The 18,049-nt window shown below is 33.8% G+C and carries 18 protein-coding genes; 4 read left to right on the top strand and 14 right to left on the bottom strand.

The annotated features are described in order from the left end of the window. Positions 1-21 precede the first annotated feature (21 nt). From EL247_RS04905 to mog, 4 genes are read left to right on the top strand one after another with little or no spacing between them, the layout of a single operon-like run. Positions 22-243, top strand: coding sequence for a MoaD/ThiS family protein (locus EL247_RS04905; RefSeq protein ID WP_005020996.1), 222 nt, complete (start codon positions 22-24; stop codon positions 241-243). Continuing rightward, positions 244-699 (top strand): molybdenum cofactor biosynthesis protein MoaE, encoded by a 456-nt coding sequence (locus EL247_RS04910; protein WP_224757601.1) that lies wholly within the window; start codon positions 244-246, stop codon positions 697-699. Beyond that, positions 696-1,181 carry a molybdopterin-guanine dinucleotide biosynthesis protein B gene (gene mobB / locus EL247_RS04915; RefSeq protein ID WP_060661126.1) on the top strand — a complete coding sequence of 162 codons (486 nt, stop codon included), beginning with the start codon at positions 696-698 and terminating at the stop codon, positions 1,179-1,181. Before EL247_RS04910 ends, mobB begins: the two co-directional genes overlap by 4 nt. Further along, positions 1,178-1,711, top strand: a complete 534-nt coding sequence (gene mog, locus EL247_RS04920; RefSeq protein ID WP_126442085.1) for a molybdopterin adenylyltransferase — start codon at positions 1,178-1,180, stop codon at positions 1,709-1,711. The genes mobB and mog overlap by 4 nt, the downstream gene beginning before the upstream one ends. Here the strand turns inward: mog and EL247_RS04925 are convergent. The 14 genes from EL247_RS04925 to EL247_RS04990 form a co-directional block, all read right to left on the bottom strand. Continuing rightward, positions 1,708-2,460, bottom strand: a complete 753-nt coding sequence (locus EL247_RS04925; RefSeq protein ID WP_104745299.1) for a pseudouridine synthase — start codon at positions 2,458-2,460, stop codon at positions 1,708-1,710. The two genes, mog and EL247_RS04925, sit on opposite strands and share 4 nt — an antisense overlap. Before the next feature lie 5 nt (positions 2,461-2,465). After that, entirely contained in the window at positions 2,466-2,837 is a 372-nt protein-coding gene (locus tag EL247_RS04930) for a translation initiation factor (RefSeq protein WP_104745300.1), read from the bottom strand. Then, positions 2,825-6,343, bottom strand: a complete 3,519-nt coding sequence (dnaE, locus tag EL247_RS04935; protein ID WP_065826683.1) for a DNA polymerase III subunit alpha — start codon at positions 6,341-6,343, stop codon at positions 2,825-2,827. The genes EL247_RS04930 and dnaE overlap by 13 nt, the downstream gene beginning before the upstream one ends. A 69-nt stretch (positions 6,344-6,412) precedes the next feature. Next, entirely contained in the window at positions 6,413-8,260 is a 1,848-nt protein-coding gene (gene rpoD, locus EL247_RS04940) for an RNA polymerase sigma factor RpoD (protein WP_005020987.1), read from the bottom strand. A gap of 110 nt (positions 8,261-8,370) precedes the next feature. Then, positions 8,371-9,147 carry a carbon-nitrogen hydrolase family protein gene (locus tag EL247_RS04945; protein WP_104745301.1) on the bottom strand — a complete coding sequence of 259 codons (777 nt, stop codon included), beginning with the start codon at positions 9,145-9,147 and terminating at the stop codon, positions 8,371-8,373. Further along, complete coding sequence (xseB, locus tag EL247_RS04950) at positions 9,147-9,374, bottom strand: exodeoxyribonuclease VII small subunit (protein WP_060661121.1); 228 nt, start codon at positions 9,372-9,374, stop codon at positions 9,147-9,149. Before xseB ends, EL247_RS04945 begins: the two co-directional genes overlap by 1 nt. Beyond that, positions 9,364-11,754: a tetratricopeptide repeat protein gene (locus EL247_RS04955; RefSeq protein ID WP_232019730.1), complete on the bottom strand. Its 2,391-nt coding sequence runs from the start codon at positions 11,752-11,754 to the stop codon at positions 9,364-9,366. Before EL247_RS04955 ends, xseB begins: the two co-directional genes overlap by 11 nt. Positions 11,755-11,820: 66 nt before the next feature. After that, positions 11,821-12,942 (bottom strand): metallophosphoesterase, encoded by a 1,122-nt coding sequence (locus EL247_RS04960; protein WP_126442086.1) that lies wholly within the window; start codon positions 12,940-12,942, stop codon positions 11,821-11,823. Positions 12,943-12,957: 15 nt separating this feature from the next. Continuing rightward, positions 12,958-13,935 carry a hypothetical protein gene (locus EL247_RS04965; RefSeq protein WP_126442087.1) on the bottom strand — a complete coding sequence of 326 codons (978 nt, stop codon included), beginning with the start codon at positions 13,933-13,935 and terminating at the stop codon, positions 12,958-12,960. A gap of 1 nt (position 13,936) precedes the next feature. Beyond that, positions 13,937-15,067 carry a dihydropteroate synthase gene (folP, locus tag EL247_RS04970; protein ID WP_104745304.1) on the bottom strand — a complete coding sequence of 377 codons (1,131 nt, stop codon included), beginning with the start codon at positions 15,065-15,067 and terminating at the stop codon, positions 13,937-13,939. 29 nt (positions 15,068-15,096) lie between these two features. Further along, the gene (locus tag EL247_RS04975; protein ID WP_104745305.1) at positions 15,097-15,738 is read right to left on the bottom strand and encodes a DNA polymerase III subunit delta'; all 642 of its coding nucleotides are present in this window, start codon (positions 15,736-15,738) and stop codon (positions 15,097-15,099) included. Position 15,739: 1 nt separating this feature from the next. Further along, on the bottom strand, positions 15,740-16,285 hold the full coding sequence (locus tag EL247_RS04980) for a HobA family DNA replication regulator (RefSeq protein ID WP_005020970.1): 546 nt from the start codon (positions 16,283-16,285) through the stop codon (positions 15,740-15,742). Further along, a complete protein-coding gene (locus EL247_RS04985; RefSeq protein WP_005020969.1) occupies positions 16,285-17,490 on the bottom strand; it encodes an aspartate kinase in 1,206 nt (401 codons plus the stop codon). Before EL247_RS04985 ends, EL247_RS04980 begins: the two co-directional genes overlap by 1 nt. Further along, positions 17,490-17,963 carry an RNA pyrophosphohydrolase gene (locus tag EL247_RS04990; RefSeq protein ID WP_005020967.1) on the bottom strand — a complete coding sequence of 158 codons (474 nt, stop codon included), beginning with the start codon at positions 17,961-17,963 and terminating at the stop codon, positions 17,490-17,492. Before EL247_RS04990 ends, EL247_RS04985 begins: the two co-directional genes overlap by 1 nt. Positions 17,964-18,049: the final 86 nt, after the last annotated feature.

An 18,049-nucleotide genomic window follows, 5' to 3' on the forward strand; every position in this document is an offset into this window, starting at 1 on the left:
TTTATAAGCAAAGGGAATATAATGGTTACAATCGAATTATTAGGACCTCTTGGCAATAAAAGCCTTACAAGCGAAGCTAAAAACTTCTATGAATTAAAACAAGAGCTACAAAAAGATACAGAAATACAAAAATGGTTACAACATTGTGCAATCGCCCTTAATGGAGAAATTATTAGCTCTTTGGATATTTCTTTTAAAGATGGGGATAAAATAGCACTTTTACCCCCTGTTTGTGGTGGCTAAATGCTTCTTAATACAATGGGATTAGAGATTTTTGATACGCCTTTAGACACCACAACCATTTATCAAAATTGGTATTTCTTTTCTACACAAAACAATCTTGGTGCAAATGCAATTTTTACCGGCATTGTGCGTGCTGAAAATAATTGCGATGGTTTAAGTTTTGATATTTATGAACCACTTTTGAATCAATGGTTTTTAAACTGGAATAAAAAAGCACTTCAAAAAGGCGCCTTTTTAAAAATGGCACATTCTAGAGGTGATGTCCCCAACCACAAAAGCTCTTATATGGCTGGTATTTTTAGCTCCAAAAGGCGAGTTTGTTTAGAGCTTTTTGAGGATTTTATTGAAGATTTCAAACACAAAGCACCCATTTGGAAATACGATTTAAAAGAAGGAAAAAGAATCTATGCAAAAGATAGGAGCTATAAACTCCCATTTAGCGGGATTTTGCAATGAAAGCAGTTGCCTTTACGGGAAATTCTAATAGTGGCAAAACTACTTTAATCCAAAAATTAACCCTTTTGCTTACACCCCAAAAAAGCGTGAGTATCATCAAACACGACCCAAAAAATAAAGCAAATATCGATACAGAGGGCAAAGATTCGGATATTTTTTATAAAGCTGGGGCAAATGTAGCAATTCTTAGCCCGATTCAAACTACCTTTAGATTCCATCACAGCTTTGATTTGGATAAAGCAATTCAGAAGTTTGGGCATTGTGATTATTTGTTTGTAGAAGGATTAAAAGAGATTCCACTCCCTAGAATCTGCGTCGCAAGAGAAATGATAGATGAAAGATTTTTTCCCTATATTGATGCTGTTGCTATTGATTCAAGCATTTCTAAAGATTCTATCCCCAAACATCTTGCGATTTTAAATCTCAACCAACCACAAGAAATTTTAGAATGGATTAATGCTAATATAAAGGATTATAAATGAAAAAAGCAAAAATAGGCATTCTTACACTTTCTGATAGAGCAAGTGCAGGGATCTATGAAGATATCTCCGGAAAAGCAATCATAGAAACTCTCACAGAATACCTCACTTCCTCTTGGGAAAAAGTTTATTGCATCATAGAGGATAACCAACAGACTATTGAAGCAAAACTCATACAATTAAGCGATATTGAAAAATGCGATTTAATCATCACAACAGGTGGCACAGGTCCAGCAATCAGAGATGTTACTCCAGAAGCTACTGAAGCAGTTTGCCAAAAAATGCTACCGGGTTTTGGGGAGCTTATGCGACAAACTAGTCTGCAATATGTCCCCACTGCTATTTTATCTCGACAAACCGCAGGAATCCGCAACCAAACCCTCATCATCAATCTACCGGGCAAACCAAAGTCTATCCGCGAATGCCTTGATGCAGTGTTTCCAGCAGTGCCTTACTGCCTAGATTTGATTGGGGCTGCCTATCTTGAAACTAACGAAAATATTATCAAAGCTTTTCGCCCAAAATCTTCCTAATCTTCTTCCATAAATCTATGGAGTTTATTGTATTCTCCTCTTTCTAAAAACCTTACCTTTTGGGTGGGGAGATTATTCAATGAAACAAATCCATAAGAAATACGCTTCAAATCTAATATTTCTAAACCAAAATGCGCAAAGAATCTTCTCAATTCTCGATTCTTGCCTTCATTGATTGCTACTTTAATCTTAGAATACCTAGTGCTATTTTTCAACACCCAATAACCCAAAAATGGTGCAAACTCCATAGATTGAATCTTGCTCTCCTTGTGCCCCCCTGCTCTTGCATCTTGCAAAGATAGTCCATTCTCCATTGCTTCAAACACTTCTTCTTGAATCTTACCTGAAAGCTTCAAAAGATAAATCCTCTCCATCTTGCTTTCCATAAGCTTAGTTACCACTCTTGCATCATCGCTTAGTAGCAGCAAACCCTCACTTGCAAAATCAAGCCTTCCAACAGGAATAAAATGGGCAAATCTTTTTGGCAATGATTCATAGATAGTTCTCCTGCCTCTATCATCTTTTTTACTCACCAATTCCCCTTTGGGCTTATTATAAACAATAACTGTATATTCCTCACTTTTCCTCAAACACTTTCCATTGACATACACTTTGACTTTATCATCGACTTGATAAGAAAAGTCTTTTATAATTTCTTTATTGATAGAAACCTTTCCTTGGGCAATAAGCTTATCTGCTTCTCTCCTTGAATACTTAGAATGATGAGCTATGTACTGATTTAAACGCATAATTTTTACTTTTTAAATCTAAATTTTTCTTTTTTTAGCATTTCTTTTAAACTTTGCAAATGCTCCCCTTGAAACTCCATAACATATCCTCCCTCTTCTTGTCTCAAAACGCCACCACAAGCCATTTTCTTTTTAATACTTTTTAAAAGTTTCTCTAAAACCTCTTTATTTTCAAAAAAGATTCCACACAAAGTTACCTCTTTGCCACTTTTCTTTTGTTTGTTAATCCACAAAAAATAAGAATCTCTACTTTTAAGCTCCACTACTCTTTGACATTGGCATTGACTTTTTAAATTTCCACATTTTTTACACAAAGTATCAATTTCATCTCTAAAGTTTGCCCCTATTTTGAGATTACTTAAATCTAATCTATCCATTCTAGCTCTTTTAACTCTTCTTTAATTTGACTATGCACAAAAAATGAACTCACCATCTCCAATTCTTGCGTTTGTGTTTTAAAAAGGATTCTAAGCTCTCTTTTGCCATGATGACGCATTGCAGCTTCCCTTATACTACTAATTACCCTCTCATTAAGCCCTACATTCAAAAGCAATACAAGAGGTTCGCTAGTATCAGCCTTCTGCATTGTAAATTCTACTTTTTCTTTTTGGGCTTCTTCCAAAGTTAAAATTTTCTCTGCTCTAAGGCTTTTGGTGTCATTTTGCTCTTGCACAAAGCATTTAACAGCGATAGGAATTTCTCTATCCATACCCTCCAAAGCCAACAAAGTTTTTTCAAAAATCGTTAATTCCACGCTCCCATAAAAATCTTGCAATTTCAAGATTCCATAACGCTTACCACTTTTAGAAAACTTTGTAATCACATCTTCAATACTTCCAACAAGCAAAATACTGCTATTCTCTGCAATATCTTGAATCTGATTAGTATAAGCACAATTAATCGATTTTATGATTTCTTTATAATCCTCCAAAGGATGCCCTGAAGCATAAAATCCAAGACTTTCTTTTTCGAATTCTAAAATTTCTTTTTTGCTATATTCTTCTTTATTTTCCAATTCCAACGCAATAGCTGTAAATTCTTCACTATCTCCAAAAAGAGAATTTTCTGCTTCTTTCTTTGCAATTTGTGCTGTTTTTGCATTCTCTGTTAGCAATTCTACCTGCTCTAAAAGCGTCCTTCTTGTATAGCCAAAACAATCCATAGCGCCACTTTTTATAAAGGCTTCTAAAGATTTTTTATTGACTTTTTGAGGATCAATTCGGCTTAAAAAATCCTCCAAATCCTTAAAATCTCCATTGTTTTTACGCTCTTCTAAAATAATATTAATAGCAACCTCACCCGCTCCTTTAATTGCGCCCAAACCAAACAAAATACAATCCTCATCATCAATTCTAGCAACGCTGAATTCTAATTCTGATTTTTGTATATTTGGCGGAAGTACCTTAATATCCATTTTGTTGGCTTCTTCAATATATTCCACTATTTTATCTGTTGAGTTTTTTTCTGAAGTGAGAAGTGCTGCCATAAATTCTTTTGGATAATAAGTTTTTAGATATGCAGTCTCAAAAGTAATCATTGCATAAGCTGCAGAATGCGACTTATTAAATCCATACCCAGCAAATTTTACAATCAATTCCCACAACTCTTCTGCCTTAGTTCTATTAAATCCTTGCTTTTCTGCACCTTGTGCAAATTTATTTTTATTATCTGCCATAATTTGAGCATCTTTTTTACCCATTGCCCTACGAATCAAATCCGCTTCGCCAAGGCTAAAACCACCTATCTTTTGCACAATCTGCATAACTTGCTCTTGATAAACAATGGTTCCATAGGTTGGTCTTAAAATAGATTCTAATTCTGGAAACATATACACAATGGGTGCTTTTCCATGTTTTCTATCAATAAAATCACTCACCATTCCTGATTCCATAGGTCCCGGACGCCCTAAGGCGATAATTGCTATTATATCTTCAAATGTGCTTGGTCTCAATCTCTTATTGATTCCTTGAAACATACTAGATTCAATTTGGAATATTCCAAGCGTATTTCCACTTTGCAAAGTCTCATATACCTTTTTGTCATTCACATCTAATTTCAAGAAATCAATCTCTAAATTATGGCGATTCTTAATAAGCTTCAAAGCATCATCTACAAGCGTAAGTGTTTTTAAACCCAAAAAATCAAACTTAATCAAATCCACATCTTCAAGATATTTCATTGAATATTGAGTCGCTATAATTCCATCTCGCGTGGAGCGATACAAAGGCGCTTTATGCCACAACTCATGTTCAGAATCAATCACAACAGCCGCAGCATGCGTCCCGGGATTTCTCTTTGTATTTTCCAAAACAACCGCGAAATCCCATATTTTCTTAGCCAAAGGATCTTTGTCAATTAATTCCTTAATCTTTGGTTCTTTTTCAAAAGCTTTTTCCAAAGTGATATCTAATTCTTTGGGAATGAGCTTTGCAAATGCGTCTGCCTCACCATAAGGCATTCCCATAACTCTCGCAACATCTCTAATCACCGCCTTAGCTTTCATCATACCAAATGTGATAACTTGTGCAACATTATGACGCCCATATTTATCTGTAACATATTCCAAAATCTCTTCACGCCGACTTTGGCAAAAGTCCATATCAATATCTGGCATACTCACACGCTCTGGATTCAAAAATCTCTCAAATAGCAAATCATATTTCATCGGATCGATATTTGTAATCTCCAAGCAAAAAGCAACCAAACTTCCAGCCGCACTTCCCCTACCCGGACCTACAGGAATCCCACGCTCTTTTGCAGCACGCACAAAATCCCATACAATAAGCATATAACCCGGAAATTTCATTTTGTTGATAATTTCGATTTCTTTTTCTAAGCGTTCTTTGTATTCTTGATGCCTTGAAGATTCGACATTCTCCAAACGCTTTTTTAAACCCTCTCTACACTTATAGGCAAAATATTCACTATCTTGCGTAAAATCTAAATTTTCTGCCTTGGCATATTCAGCTGTAAATTTGAAACTAGGAGGCGTTGGGTCACCCAAATGCAACTCCAAATTGCATTTATCAGCAATCTCTTTTGTATTGGCAATTGCTTCTGGCAAATCCATATAAAGTTTTGCCATTTGCTCTGGGCTTTTAATATAAAATTCCTGCACTGTATGACGCATACGATTAGGATCATTAAAATCCTTTCCAAACCCGATACAAAAAGCCACTTCTTGAGCAGTAGAATCTCCTTGATTGGTATAATGTGTATCATTAGTAGCTATGATTTTAATCCCTGTCTCTAATGAAATTTGAATAATTTGCTTATCAATGAGTTGTTGTTCCTCAATCCCATGACGCATAAGCTCCAAATAAAAATCATCCCCAAAAATCTCTTTGTATTCTAAAGCAACCTCTTTTGCCCTCTCATAACCCTTTCTACCTTTATTGTCTTCTTTTTTCAAATTTAAATGCCACTGCACCTCTCCATTTAAACATGCAGAAGAACAAATCAATCCTTCACTATGCTCTCTTAGCATTTTTTTGCTAATACGAGGTTTCATATAATATCCATACAAACACGCCTGTGAGCTAAGATACATAAGATTTTTATAGCCTTGTAGATTCTTAGCATACAAGCACAAATGGAATCTTTGATTGCTTTTATCACTAATTTCTTCTGCATTATGCAAATAAGCTTCCATCCCCAAAATAGGCTTGATGCCTTGTTCTTTCATAGCCTTATAAAATTCAATTGCGCCAAACATATTTCCATGGTCTGTAATAGCTACGCTATCCATTCCAAGCTCTTTGATTCTTTTGGCAAGAATTTTGATTTTATTTAAGCCATCAAGCAAAGAATATTCTGTATGGAGATGCAAATGCGTAAAAGGAATTTTATCTTGTGAGATTACTTCATCAGGCGTCTTACTCATCTTTAAACCTCGTATTGTGTCAAAATAAGTAAGATTCTAGCCTATTTATACTAACAAAGGAATAAAAAACTAATCCTCAATGTAATTTTTTAGTTTTCTACCTACTTTTGGATGTTTTAGCTTTTTGATTGCACTAGATTCAATTTGTCTTACACGCTCACGCGTAACATTAAGCTCTTTGCCAATTTCTTCTAATGTTCTATCTGATTCATCATCCAAAAGCCCAAAACGCATTCTAATCACTGCCTTTTCGCGTTCATTAAGCTGGTCTAATACATCATCAATCTGTGCTTTTAAATCTTCTTTTAAAATACTATCCATTGGACCAAGAGAGGCTTTATCCTCTACAAAATCCCCAAACTTGCCATCTTCCCCATTTCCTATAGGTGCTTCAAGGCTAATGGGTTCTTTTGTGATTTTAATAACATTCTTAACTTTATCTACTGGAAGTCCAACTTCTTCTGCAATTTTTTCAATATCTGGCTCTTTGCCTTCTTCTTGCAAATATTTACGCATAATTTTATTGATTCGGTTAATAGTCTCAATCATATGAATCGGGATTCTAATCGTTCTTGCTTGATCTGCAATTGCTCTTGAAATTGCTTGTCTAATCCACCAAGTCGCATAAGTAGAAAATTTATAGCCTTTTTTATATTCAAACTTATCTACTGCTTTCATTAATCCGATATTCCCTTCTTGAATCAAATCCAAAAAAGGCAAACCGCGATTTGTATAACGCTTAGCAATACTAACTACAAGTCGCAAATTAGATTTTGCCATTTTGGTTTTAGCCCTATCAGCAATATCTTTTCCGCGTTTAATTTGCTCTAAAATCTGCTTGAGCTTTTCTGGCTCCAAATCAAAACTTTCTTCACTAGCAACTTTAGTTTGAAAAAGCTTCTTAATTTCCATATAAGTTGATACCATAGTTGCCTCTGGCACAGCAGCTACAATATCTGATTTACTCATTTCAATGATATTATCTAAGATTTTTTTATGGTTAGCCAACAAAATATCATTAAACAAAGGCAATCGATATTCCAAACGCTTTAATTCTCTCTCAAAACCTTCATCGCTTTTAATTGTATTTTCCATTGCCTTTACAAGCTCTGTAATTAATTTACTTGTAGGTCCTAAATCGAGTAATTTTTCTTTGAGGAATTGCTTTTTGTGAGCCAATGTAAGCAAATACAGCATATCTCCATTTTCTTCCCCTTTTTCTTGTTCCCAAGTTTTCAACCAATCCTTCTTAGCTTTTTCTAGTGCCTTAAAACTCACCAAAACTTTTTCAACTCGCTTTTGGTCTTTCTTACTAATAGGCTTTTTACCCTCACTCTCTTCTTCGCCTTCTTCTAACTCTTCTTCTTCGCTTTCTACACTTTCTTCATCTTCTTCATCATCAAAACTCTTAAAAAGCTCTTTAACCCTTCGTTCTCTATTAATCAATGCTTCTTTATAATCCAAAATAAAATCAATCAAATAAGGCACGGAGCAAATCGCATCTAAAATAATATTTTCACCAAGCTCAATATTTTTGCTCAATTCCACTTCATCTTCTCTTGTTAGAAGTGGTATTTGCCCCATTTCTCTCAAATACATTCTTACTGGGCTATCACTTCTACTCCATTCTAGCAACTCACGCTCTTTCATAAAATCAAATTCATCTTCTAATTCTTCATCTAAAAGACGCTTTTTATCTTCTTTGATTCTTCTTGCTTCATCTTGATTGAGTAATTTAGCCACTTCAGAAGCCGACATTAATTGCTTATTGTATTTTTTTGCTAACTCTGTTACTCTTTTTGCTTGTGCTGCGGTTGGAAGCTTGATTAAAACTTGAGCAATTTTTTCGTATGAGACATATTTGGAACTAGATTGAAATAATTCATCAAGTTGTTGATTAATATTTTTTGCAGACATGTAGCAACTCCAAAGAAAGTAAAATCAGATTAAAATAAAACTGCCCTTAAAAGACACAAACCTTTTTATGAAAAATTTTGGATTATACCCAAAAATTTTTAATATAACCTTTAACGGAATTTCCAACATTCCTTGATTTCTTTTAGATATTTTTTATCCAAATTAGCAATCAATAGCTCCTCTCTATCGCCCAAACAATCCTCAACTTCCCCATTAGGATTAACCAACAAAGAATCGCCATAAAAATTCCACAAAGTATTGGTTACCTCATCTTGATATTGCCCGATTCTATTAGCACGCAAAATATAACTGCTATTCAAAAAAGCACGCATTTTGATAATATTTCTCCACCTCAAAGAAGAATCAAAGGTAGAAGCACTTGCGAGAAGTATGCAATCTACATTATTTTGTTTAAATTTCAGCCAAAACTCATCAAAATGCAACTCATAGCCAAAAAGCACAGAAAATTTAAACCCTCCAACGCTAAAAATAGGAGGAGTTTTAATATTTTTACTAAGAGTATTAGCAAAAAACTTTGCCTCATTCCAATGTTCATAGGGCATAAGTCTTTGTGCGCGATATTGCAATGCCTTTCCCTTATTGATAATTGCCATGCTCTTATAAATCTTTCCTGCAACTGTTTCCAAAAGCGGAGCTACGAAAATCATAGGATATTCATTAGAAATTTGCATAAGTTTCTCACTCTCTTTTTTGAGTTGGAGTATAAGCTGATTTTTTTTATCCCTTTCAATCACTTTAAAAAACGGATTAAAAAAATATTCTCCAAACAAAACAATCTTTACTTTTTGTTCTAATGCGATATCCAAATAAGTCTTAATTTCTCTTTGCATTTTTGGAGATGATAGCTGCAAAGTTGCGATTTTCATTATTCTTCCTTCTTTTCAAATTGCATTTTCAATTCATTGCATTCTAGCTGGGCATTTTCAAGCATTTTTTGTGCCTCTTTAAGATATTCCATACCCTTTTTATACACTTCCATACTTTTGTGCAATCCGATATTCTCATCATTTAGTTCTTCAAGACATTGATTAATTTCTTGCAAATAATTTTCAAAGTTTTTACTTTCTATTTCTTTTTTGTTTTTATTGTCCATTATTTTCCTTTCTTGGATTCTCTAGCTCCAAAAGCTTTTTTGCCTCTATACATAGATTCTTCCAAGGCGATTGTTCTTTGATTGCTTCACACTTATCATAAGAAGTAAATGCTTCTTCTATCTTGCCAATTTTAGCATTCAAATACCCCTGCAAATAAAAAATCTGAATCTGTTCTTTGGGGGCAACGATGTGAATTTGCGCTTTTTGCAATATATCAAGAGATTCTTGGAATTTACCCTCACGATTCAATGCCTCCACCAAACTTAACTCCACCCATGGAGAATACTCATATTTTTGATATTTTTCTTGTAAAGCCAACAAATGATTGCCATAAATCTTTATAGCTGTATCATCTCTCTTATTTAAAGCATCAAGCAGCATAACACGATATATTTCAATCATTTTTACATCATCTTTTAATTTTTCCTCCAAAATAGGCAAAAGCTCAAAAGCCTCCTCTCTCCTGCCTTCTTGCTCTAAAGCCATAAACAAAACCCATAAAGCATCATTGTATTTTTCTTTGCTTAGCATTTTCACTGCATCGCGTGAAGCTAAAATAGCCTTAGGGTAATCTTGAACACTATATTCACTCCAAGCCAAACGATATAGCCAATCTTCCTTCTCATTTGGAGTTTTCGCACCTTGTAATTGCTCTTTGGCAATCTCTAAAGCCGGAATAAACTGCCTATTTTCATAAAGGCAGTCAAAAAGTTGTATTTTTTCTTGTGCATTAAGCGGAATCTTTTTGTCATACAAACTCCCATAATAAGCTGCTTCTTTGCATTTATCCTGTTTTAGAGATTCTCTAGTAAGCTCACCCACTGCCTTTAATACGATAGAATTATCTTCACCCAAAACATCTCGTATATCAAAAATATCCTGATATCTTTGTAGCTCATAAAGAGTTTCTGCTTTTTTATTCCATGCCTCTTTTTCTTCATTTTTGCCTTGATAGGTTTTAATCACATAATCATAATGTTCCAAGCGTTTTGTAGCATTATCATCTTCATAATTCAAAAGCAAAGTATCATCAAGGGCTTGTATCTCTTTTTCTTCGGCTTCATCTTTTGGATTTTGTAATAACATTTGGTAATAATGGTGTGCTTTTTGGAGATTCCCTGATTTATCATACCATTGAGCCATATCTTTCAATAAAGGACGATAAAAAGGCAAGTCATCATCTTTTAATGACAAAAACATCACTTCAGCTACTTGAGCTGGAATCTCATAAATATTAGATTCCGCCCATTTTTGCAATATCGCATAATTTTTTGCCACATCTTTTGTAAAATATTGTGGATTAGCATCAAGAATATTCTTAAGATAATCTTGTGCTTGCTTGCTTTCTCCTGCATCTTTATAATATTCTCCAAGCAACAATGAAGCCAAAGAAGCAATCTCTAAATCTTGCGTTTGATTAAGCACAGATTGATAAAGCTCTAATGCTCTTTTTTTGTCTCCGCGTTTGAAAATTTTTTCTCCATAGCTTAACCTTGCTAACAATTCATATTTATCATCTTTATATTCTTTAAACAACCTATCATAATAATAGCTTGCTTCTTCAAAGAAATTCATCTTTGCATAATTTTCAGCCATCAACAACAAAACTTCTGGCACATGAATATCTGCTGGATAAGCATTCAACCAAGCTTTTCCTAATGCCATTATTTCTTCATAATCTTCTTGATTTTGAAGATTCTGCAATGCTTTTAACTTCATAAAAAGAATATCACGCTTAAAAATTGTTTCGGGATAATTTTGCAACATCTCATCAATATTATTCAATGCTTCTTGATAGGATTTTTTCTCTAACAATGATTGAATATTCAAAAAATAGTCTTTATCTTGCCCTACTTCATTATCCATTGGACGCATTCTAAAGTCCAAAACTCCCACACCCAAATATGGCTCATCAAAAGAAATGGGGAAATTCAATCCCTCACTCTCACGCTCTAATAAAAATGGAATCTTCTCTTTATACCCAACAATCTGCCACCTCGTAGATTCTGTGCTTCTCTCTTGTGGAATTGGATTATGAGATGCCAAATTAATACCGGTATTAAACAATTTAATCTTGTTTTTGGGGATAATTTTCAAAAAAAACTTATTCTCACCAATCTCTGGTATAATCTCAAAAAAAAGCGTATTGGTTTTTGAGAATCTTGAAATAAGATTTGAATCAAACTCGCAAACTATACTTTCTACTTCTGATTCCCTATTGTATTTTTCTTGACACACAAAAGGCTTAGAATCTACCAAATTCAAGACAGCAAAATCCCTTGAATCTTCTCTTCCACTATTAATGTAAAATTCTAAGCCAAAAGCATAATTTGTCGCCAAACACAACAAAAACAAAATATTTTTTTTGCTTACTCTCATTTTCTACCACAACTTTAAAATGCAATATTATACTTTTTTTGCACTAAATTTTTCATCAAATCCAACCTAGCCTCTTGTAAAATGAAAAAATGTAATTTCAGAACGCGCCAAAATACGCATGGGAGGTCCCCAAAAACCTGTCCCACGATTAACATAAATTTTTGTATTTGGACTATGTTGATGCAATCCCGATAAATAAGGCTGGTCTAATATAACCAAAAAGCGGAATGGAAAAATCTGCCCCCCATGCGTATGCCCACTTAACATAATATCAATTTTTTGACTTTCTTTGATTTCAAGGACAAATTTAGGCTGATGTGCCAACAAAACAGTAGGCAGAGTTTCTATACGCTCTTGCAATGCAGCTTCCAAATTAGGCTCCAAAACCCCAATTCTCCTTCCAAACAAATCATAAACTCCCGCCACATTAACTAATGCTTGATTGTTTTTATACAATACAACATTTTCATTTTCTAAAACCCTAATTCCATATTTTTTTAGACTTTCCAACAACTCCCCAATATTGTGAAAAAACTCGTGATTCCCTGTTACAAAAAATATGCCAAGAGGTGCTTGAAGTTTGGAGAGTTCTTGCATTGCTTTTTGCACTTTAGAAACCTCTGTATCAATAATATCTCCTGTCAAAAAAATCACATCTGGCTTAAGAGCATTAACTTGCTTGACAATTCCTCTAACCACATTTTCTTCAATCAAACCCCCTATATGCAAATCACTAATCTGCACTGCACTAAAAGATTCTTGAAGATTAGGCAATGGAATCTCTACATTTTCAACCTTTGGTTGCATTCTGCCTTCTATCACTCCAAACCCAAGATACCCTCCAGCAAAAATACCACTAAAAATATTAATTCCATTCCTCAAAAATCCGCGTCGCTTTTTGCTGAAATATGGTATCAGCAAAAGGGGCTGGTAGAGCAATGTTACAACAAACAAAATAAAAGCCACCCCAATAGAAAGAGATACCAAAAAATACAAACTTTGGGGCATATCCCAATAATATCTTCCAAAAAAATAACAAACAACTCCCAAAAAATTTAGAATCAAAAAATATTTAATAACCAAACGAGGAATCTTTGGAGTAATAATACGCTTAATAAACATAAAATAGATTAAACCATGCATTACCAAAAATACCAATATTGCTATCAATGGAAAAAAATTTTTCATATTCTCCTCATTTTCTCAATGTCTTGCTTCTTTCAAGATTGTATTAAAATATTGCGACAAAACCGGATTGCTAGAAATATCTAGATTTGATACGATTCGCCTAACATCTCTCTCATCTAAAACTTCTAATGCTTCCCTAATAAGATTGCTAAAACCAAGTTCATCTTCATTTGTGATAGCCTCTCCAATTTCTTTGTTGTATTTTTTGATTAATATTTTCTCTTCTTTTTCCCTCTCTTTATCTTTAATCAAAACTCGCTCAATATGTTGCAAAACTTGTCTCTTTTTTCTTTTTAAAATCGGGCGTTTATAAGCATTTGTCAATTTCATAATTCGCTCGATAATCTCATTTTTCTCCTCTTCATTTTCATAGTATTCCTCATAATTTTCATATAAAGAATCCGGGAAATAATCCTTGATAATCTCGCATTTCAACTGCGCAATCATACTAAGATTTTTTTGATTGTTTCCACTCTGAATAGTTCGGATTGTCTCTTTTAAAAATTGCACATCTTCGCGTTTAGAGCTATAAAACTTCATCTGCTCCATTCTCTCTTCTTGCGGATAATCTGCAAATAACTGATCAAGCGTATCTAGCAATTCCTCTTGATAAGCACGATATGCCAATTCAATAATGCGAGTAATTTGCTTATAGCGTCCATCTCTAACTTGAGTTAAAACCAATTCTATTGACTCATTTAAACCATAATGAGCAAAAATATTTTCAATCCCTTCATACAAAGCCTCATAATTAATATCTTCCCCTATGATAGAATGACGAATTTTTCCAAGTTCTTCTTCAATCAAACTTGTATTATCTTCTGCAATAATTTCTGTATGTTTTTCTTCTTTGATAGCCTGCATATATTCCAAAATATTCTGCTTACTTTCTTTTTTAAACAATTTTACCAATTCATTAAATGGCATTACTTCTAAAGATTCTTGAGAATGTCCGTGTTTTTTTAGCTGCCAAATTAATTCTTTTCTCTCCATTTTACTGCAACGCTCCCCATACTTTTGTTGCTTGTATATGCTCTTTAGTATCGTGGCATCGAATGATATTTGCTCCATTTTTTAAAGCTTCCAAATGAATCGCCAAAGTTCCTGCCAATCTTTCTTCGACTTTTGTAGATACAATCTTATCAATCATCGATTTACGAGAAGCCCCCACCAATAATGGCATTCCAAAATGTTTAAAATGCCTAAGATTCTTAATTAGCTCACAATTATGTTCCAATGTTTTCCCAAAGCCAATTCCCACATCAAGAATAATCTTTTGGATATTACACTTTCTCAAAGCCTCTATACGCTCTTTGAAAAAACTATCAATCTCCAAAAACAGATTCTCATATTGAGGATTTTTTTGCATTTCTTTTGGATTGCCTTGCATATGCATTACCACACATTCACAATCATATCCACAAACAGCTTCAAGCATTTTAGGATTGCTAAATCCTGTAATATCATTCACCATTCCAAAACCATTCTCCAAACAATACCTTGCAACTTTTGGAGTATAAGTATCAATACTAAACTTTACTTTTTGATAAAGTTCATTAGCAACGATAAATTCTACGATAGGCTTTATTCTATTCATTTCTTCTTGTTCTGTTATCCAAGCACTGCCGGGTCTTGTAGAAGCTCCACCAATATCAATAATATCTATACCCTCTTTAATCATCTCCAAAATTCTTTCTTGTGCCTCTTTGGAATCTTTTCTTGAATCTTGATAGAAACTATCTGGAGTTGCATTGATAATTCCCATAATCTGCGTTGGAAAATCCACCAAATTCAAATGCTCTTCTAAGCTCTTTGCAACTTCCTTCAAGCCAAAAGGTTGTATTTTAAGCTTTTTTAATAAAGCTTTGCTTTGAGATTTTGTAACCATTAAAATCCCATTATAAGATTCTTGCTTATACAAAATTGCATCTTTAGGCAAAGCAAAATCCCCTCCACATGCCAAAGATTCTTGTTTTAAAATTTGTGCAGCAGGAGTTTTTAATCCATAAATATAAAAACCAAAAACTTTTGTTTTATCTTTTAAAATTTTATAACCTATCTCATCGCATTGTATTTGCTTTAATTCCTTTGTGGAATCTTGAATTGCTTTAACAAAAATCTTCATCTATTACCCACCAAATTATGATATGAAATCTATTGAATATTTCCTTGCATTTTTTGCCTTTTCTTATTAGAAATCATCAAAAGCAACACACAAAAAATATTATAAGCTTTCTCATGCTGACCTGCCCACAATAACGCCTCTTCAAACATTTGCATTTCTTCTTGATTAAATTGCAATCCTGCATTAATTGAATCCAAATACAAACTTTGTATTTCTGTTTTAAGAGTAGTTACATTAGAAATATAATCTTTGGCTTTATCTTTCAAAAAAGGATAAATCTCCCTCAAAGATAATGTCTCTACATTCAATGGAAAATTAGGCATTTTTTCTTTATTAGTGTGGTTAAAAATTGGCATTCTTGAGCGTATGGTTGGCAATAATTGAGATTTCATTTTTGCAAAAAGAATAAAATAAACTTGTTTGGGCGGTTCTTCTAGTATTTTTAGAAGTGCATTTTGAGCATAAATATTAAAAGCATTTGCAGCTATTAAGATTATCTTTTCCCCATCTGCTGCAATATAACTCTCATCGATAATCTCGCGTGATATTTCAATGCTTAATTCCTCAGCACAAAAGATGCGACAATTTTGAGGATTTTGACGCTGATAATACTCATTAGCCTCTTGAATGGGATTATTAACTAATAAAATATGTGTTGTTAATTTTTGCATTTTATTCCAAGGAAATTTGTCCAAACATGGCTGCTTCAATGGTTAAATTAAAAATACGATACATTTGCATAAGCTTAATATCTACCAAAGAATCTACGGATTGTAGAGTAAAACTATTTTGCAATTCTGTATCAAACATCCACAAAAAACAATCTTCACGGCTCAATGCAAGTTTTGCTCTCAATGCATCATTTTTGCCTACATACCAAAAAAAATAACCTTGCGAAAAAATATTGTCCAAATAATCATTAATCAAAGAAATTTCAATTTCATCTTTGCAATTTCTATCCACTTGAGGAAAAAGTGCATTAATCCCCAAAATTGGCACATAAGGACGATTGCTACTCTTGTTGATAGAAAAAATTACATAATTTGAAAACCACTCTCTATCTTTATCTGTCACCAAAATAAGGCTTTCTCCATTGAAGATTCTTTGCAATACCCGCTTAATTAAAGGTATCCATTCAAATTTTCTTTCCTCAAGCCAAGTTAGGCGACTTTCATCACGCCTTAATGTTTGTGTAGTCCAGCTTACAATATCTTGCATTATTTATCAAGCTGATACACACTATGCAAAGTGCGGATTGCTAATTCTGCATATTTTAAGCGAATTACCATAGAAATTTTAATCTCACTTGTGCTAATCATCATAATATTAATGTTATCTTCTGCTAAAGCTTGGAATGCCTTTGCAGCTACACCACTATGAGATTTCATACCCACACCCACAATAGAAACTTTTGCAATATCTGAATCATACTCGATGCTTTCCACACTGCCCTCAAAAGCTTTCAAAACCCTCTTAGTGCTTTCTAGCTCCACTTCAGGAATTGTAAAATCCAAATCTGTTTTACCATCTCTACCGATTGTTTGCACTATCATATCAACATTAATATTTGCTTCACTCAATGCCCCAAAAATCTCCGCTGCAATCCCTGGTCTATCTTCAACATTACAAATACTTACTCTTGCTTGATTTTTATCCAATGCAATTCCACTAACAATTGGGTGTTCCATAATTTCTTCTTCCTTTGTAATTAATGTTCCTTCGTTATGATTAAAACTACTTCTTGTAACCAAATTTACATTCATTTTCTTTGCCATCTCAACAGATCGATTAAGCAAAACTTTCGCTCCCATTGAAGCAAGTTCTAGCATTTCATCATAACTAATTTTATCAATTTTTTTAGCTTTAGGTTCAATCCTTGGATCTGTTGTATAAACTCCATCAACATCTGTATAAATTTCACACAAATCCGCCTGCAATGCTCCTGCAAGAGCTACTGCTGATAAATCACTTCCGCCACGCCCTAATGTCGTTACTTCTCCATTTCGTGTAATACCTTGAAAACCTGCCACCACAACAATATAATCTTTGGCAAGCAATTCATTTAATTGTGCTGTATCAACCTCCTCAATTCTTGCTTTTGTATGGAATTCATCTGTGACAATCCCAGCACCTCTTCCGCTTAGAGAAATTGCCTTATAGCCCATCTCTTCTAATGCTATAGCCAAAAGGGCACTAGTGATTCTCTCACCTGCACTAAGCACCATATCCACTTCACGCTCTTTAGGCAATCTTGAAAAAAACTTCGTATAGCCTAGTAATTTATCTGTTTCCCCACTCATTGCAGAAACTACAACTACAAGACTATTTCCTCTTTTTTTACTCTCAACTACGCGTTTAGCGACATTTTGGATTCTTTGACAATCACCAACACTTGTCCCACCATATTTTTGAACAATCAACATTACAAATAACCTTTCTTTTTAAAATATTCCAAAACTTGCCTATAAATAGGTCTTTTGAAATATGTAATATGATTAAATAAATCCTCAAATGTTACAAATTTATACTTATCAAACTCTGGCTCTTCTGTATTAATATCAATCACTCCATCTTCTTGTAAGCGGACTAAAAAATATTTTTGTATCTGCCCATCATAAGGATACATTCTTTTAACTACTGAGGAAGGAAAATCATAACTAATCCATTCTGGATATTCTGCGACAATATCCACTTTGTCTGTCCCTATCTCCTCTTTTAGTTCTCTAAATAATGCCTCCCTAGGTGTTTCAGTTTTATCAATTCCACCTTGTGGAAATTGCCACGCATTTTTTATATCCGCCCTGCTTGCTATAAAAAGCTCGCAAGTCAATGGATATTTTGGAGAGAGTATGATTGCTGCAACATTGGGTCGATAAGTTTTTGTTTCTTTTCTCACCAAACAACTCCTAAAATAGAATTACAAACCAAAATATTTTTAAAATAATAATTCAAAACTTTTTAAATGCAGTTGATATTAAGTCA

The sequence above is a fragment of the Helicobacter pullorum genome, from assembly GCF_900638355.1.
Taxonomy (GTDB): Bacteria; Campylobacterota; Campylobacteria; order Campylobacterales; family Helicobacteraceae; genus Helicobacter_D; species Helicobacter_D pullorum.